Here is a 2911-nt window from a genome sequence, read left to right on the forward strand (position 1 = left end):
TCGGGTGATTGCTATCGGGTGATTGCTATCGGGTGATTGCTATCGGGTGATTGCTATCGGGTGATTGCTGTCGGGTGATTGCTATCGGGTGATTGCTGTCGGGTGATTGCTATCGGATTATTGCTATCGGATTATTGCTGTCGGGTGATTGCTATCGGGTTATTCCAACTACTACAAGTTATCAGTTATATTGCACTTTCCACTATCTCCAATCCAGATCCATTAACTCATTTGTTAAACTAAAGACATTATCACAACCTCCAAGCAGAATGAACACCATTACCATAACAATTTCAGATGAACGTCTGCTGAAACTACAAGCAATTGCTAATCAACTCAATCTATCAATAGAAGATTTAGTTTTCCTAGGTATTGAAAACCTCATCACTCAACCCGAAGCATACCAGCAAAAAGCTACCCAATATCTACTCAACATAAATACTGAACTCGATCCAGAAATAACTAATAAATTTTATACACTCGCCTCACAATGGCAAAGTGAAGTTGAAGGAATATCCTCCACCGCTCAAATGTCTCAACATCCGGCTTACCAAGAAATCATTAGCATGGGAACTAAAATTGTCCCCTTATTGCTATCTGAACTCAAACAAAATCCCCTTTATTGGTTATCAGCATTGAGGGAAATTACAGGTTCAAATCCAATTAAACCAGAACAAAGAGGAAGAGTCAAACAGATGGCTGACGCTTGGCTAGAGTGGGGCAAAAATCAGGGTTACGCAATTTAATTCCATCAGAGAATAGCAGTAATTAGCGACTAATTAGACTCAATAAATCAGTCTGGTTAGAGACTTTTAACAAAGGAGATAAAAGCTGATGAGTAAAAATAACTTACTGGAACTCTTAAAAGCCAATCGCTTAATGGAGACACCACAAGAAATTATGGCTTTTGAAGATACCTTAACTGAACTAGCCAATAATCCTAATGAGGATGATTTAGCCAAATTACATTTAATTTTAGACGATCGGTGTCGAGAACCAGAAATTATGTTTGGGTTAATTCACTTTCTGGAATCTTTTGAAATCAAAAAACAACTTGAGGCATTTATTAGTGTTGTTCCTCAGTTAATGATTACAGCACCCGATTGGACAAGGATTATCCACAACCGGATTTTAAACGATGAACCCGCCTGTAGAATTTATCATGAAATCTTGCATTCTGTGAATCTCCAGAAACCTCATTTCATTTATCATCTTTTAGAAGAAAGTGCCGCAATTCACTTGAAAATCACAGTATCAGTGCGATCGCTGTAAGCTAGAGTAAGGATTGCAATCCCCCTAACCAAGCAATCCCCACCTTCCCTAACCCAAATCTATTGTCCAATCTTCAAATATCAAACCAGGAACCCGTTCAAAATCGCGCCGATTCCGCGTTACCAGAATACCATTACTTGAGATAGCGATCGCAGCAATTCGTAAATCTTGCGTACCAATACGGATTCTTTGACTAACCAATTCTGTGTAACAATCGTAAGCATCCTGGTTAAATTCAAGCACATTGACTTGATTAAAAAAAGCTACACCATCTTGTAATCCTTTGTAAGCCCATAGTTGCCGAGAAGATTGGGAAGATTGCCTCACAAGATTGAGCCATCCTCGCATTTGTTCTTCCACAGAAATAATTGTGATGGCAATATTTTGATTATTAACTCGATTCACTCCTTGTTTCACAAGTGGATGATTGTTTTGCCAAAGTGTCAGATGATCTGTATCTAGTATCCACAAACTCACTCTTTTTTATCCTCCTCATCCATTTTTCGATAGTACTCATCCATTTCCGCATCAAGCTCGTTACGATAACTTTCAATCTCAGCTATCATATCATTAAACAGAGGATTATCCTTATACATTCCCGCCCACTCCATCCAAGGATTTTCCAGTTTAAGCAAAGGTATTTTTTGGACAATAACTTCAGTATTGTCTAACCGCGCTGTCAAAATCTCGTTAATACTTTTCAAAGCAGCTTCCTTCGTAGCTCCAGTCGCTTGGCAATCTGCTAAACCCCATACCGTAGCTTGATAAACCCCCTCTTTTTCCTGTTTTAGGATTACTGAGTAAGTTACTTGAGGCAAGTTTTCCTCTGATACAGTTAATAAAGTGCTTTTCATCATAGATCCTCTCTACTCCTATCCTATTTTATTATAGATCGCCAAGCTATTTCTCTAATTCATAATCAACTGAATCCTTCAACCCCAACTCAGCAAAAGCAGCCAACCGCAACCGACAAGAATCGCAAACCCCACAAGCCAAATCACCACCCGCATAACAAGACCAAGTTTGATCCCAAGGGACACCCAACTTATTGCCCAAATTAATAATTTCAGTTTTCCGCAAATCAATTAGTGGCGCAACAATCTCAATTCCTGCTCCCTCACGCCCCTCTTTTGTCCCCAAATTAAACACCTCCTGCATCGCCCGAATATAGTCTGGACGACAATCTGGATAACCAGAATAATCCAAAGCATTTACCCCCAAATAAACCCGTTGGGCAGCAATAGCTTCAGCATAAGATAGAGCAAAACTCAAAAAAATAGTATTTCTTGCCGGAACATAAGTAATCGGAATATCCTGAGACATCTCATCAACAGAGCGCTCCGTCGGCAAATCTATCTCATCATCCGTCAAAGCAGAGCCACCCCACTGCCTCAAATTAAAAGTAATTACCTGATGTTCAGTTACTCCAGCACCCTTAGCAATTGCCACAGCAGACTTCAGTTCCCGTCTATGGCGCTGTTGGTAGTCAAAGGAAATCGCATAACAGTCACATCCATCTGCCTTAGCCTGATACAAAACCGTGGAGGAGTCCAATCCTCCCGATAACAAAACCACTGCTTTCAAAATCAAAATCCCTCAACTGTGCGAACTTTATTATCCGTAATTGTGTCATTAGAAG

General features: G+C 40.0%; 5 protein-coding genes. 2 read left to right on the forward strand and 3 right to left on the reverse strand.

All coding sequences use genetic code 11. The annotated features are described in order from the left end of the window. Positions 1-269: 269 nt before the first annotated feature. Positions 270-746, forward strand: a complete 477-nt coding sequence (locus NJ959_RS07490) for a hypothetical protein (protein ID WP_254011129.1) — start codon at positions 270-272, stop codon at positions 744-746. 88 nt (positions 747-834) lie between these two features. Further along, positions 835-1272, forward strand: a complete 438-nt coding sequence (locus NJ959_RS07495) for an Imm30 family immunity protein (RefSeq protein ID WP_254011130.1) — start codon at positions 835-837, stop codon at positions 1270-1272. A 48-nt stretch (positions 1273-1320) separates the two neighbouring features. Here NJ959_RS07495 and NJ959_RS07500 read toward each other — a convergent pair whose 3' ends face one another. The 3 genes from NJ959_RS07500 to queC are packed head-to-tail and all read right to left on the reverse strand — an operon-like array spanning position 1321 to position 2856. Then, complete coding sequence (locus NJ959_RS07500) at positions 1321-1749, reverse strand: type II toxin-antitoxin system VapC family toxin (RefSeq protein WP_254011131.1); 429 nt, start codon at positions 1747-1749, stop codon at positions 1321-1323. Then, a complete protein-coding gene (locus NJ959_RS07505) occupies positions 1746-2129 on the reverse strand; it encodes a type II toxin-antitoxin system HicB family antitoxin (RefSeq protein WP_254011132.1) in 384 nt (127 codons plus the stop codon). The genes NJ959_RS07500 and NJ959_RS07505 overlap by 4 nt, the downstream gene beginning before the upstream one ends. 43 nt (positions 2130-2172) lie before the next feature. Further along, on the reverse strand, positions 2173-2856 hold the full coding sequence (queC, locus tag NJ959_RS07510; protein WP_254011133.1) for a 7-cyano-7-deazaguanine synthase QueC: 684 nt from the start codon (positions 2854-2856) through the stop codon (positions 2173-2175). Positions 2857-2911: the final 55 nt, after the last annotated feature.

This window comes from Limnofasciculus baicalensis BBK-W-15, assembly GCF_024178385.1.
Classification (GTDB): Bacteria; Cyanobacteriota; Cyanobacteriia; order Cyanobacteriales; family Coleofasciculaceae; genus Limnofasciculus; species Limnofasciculus baicalensis.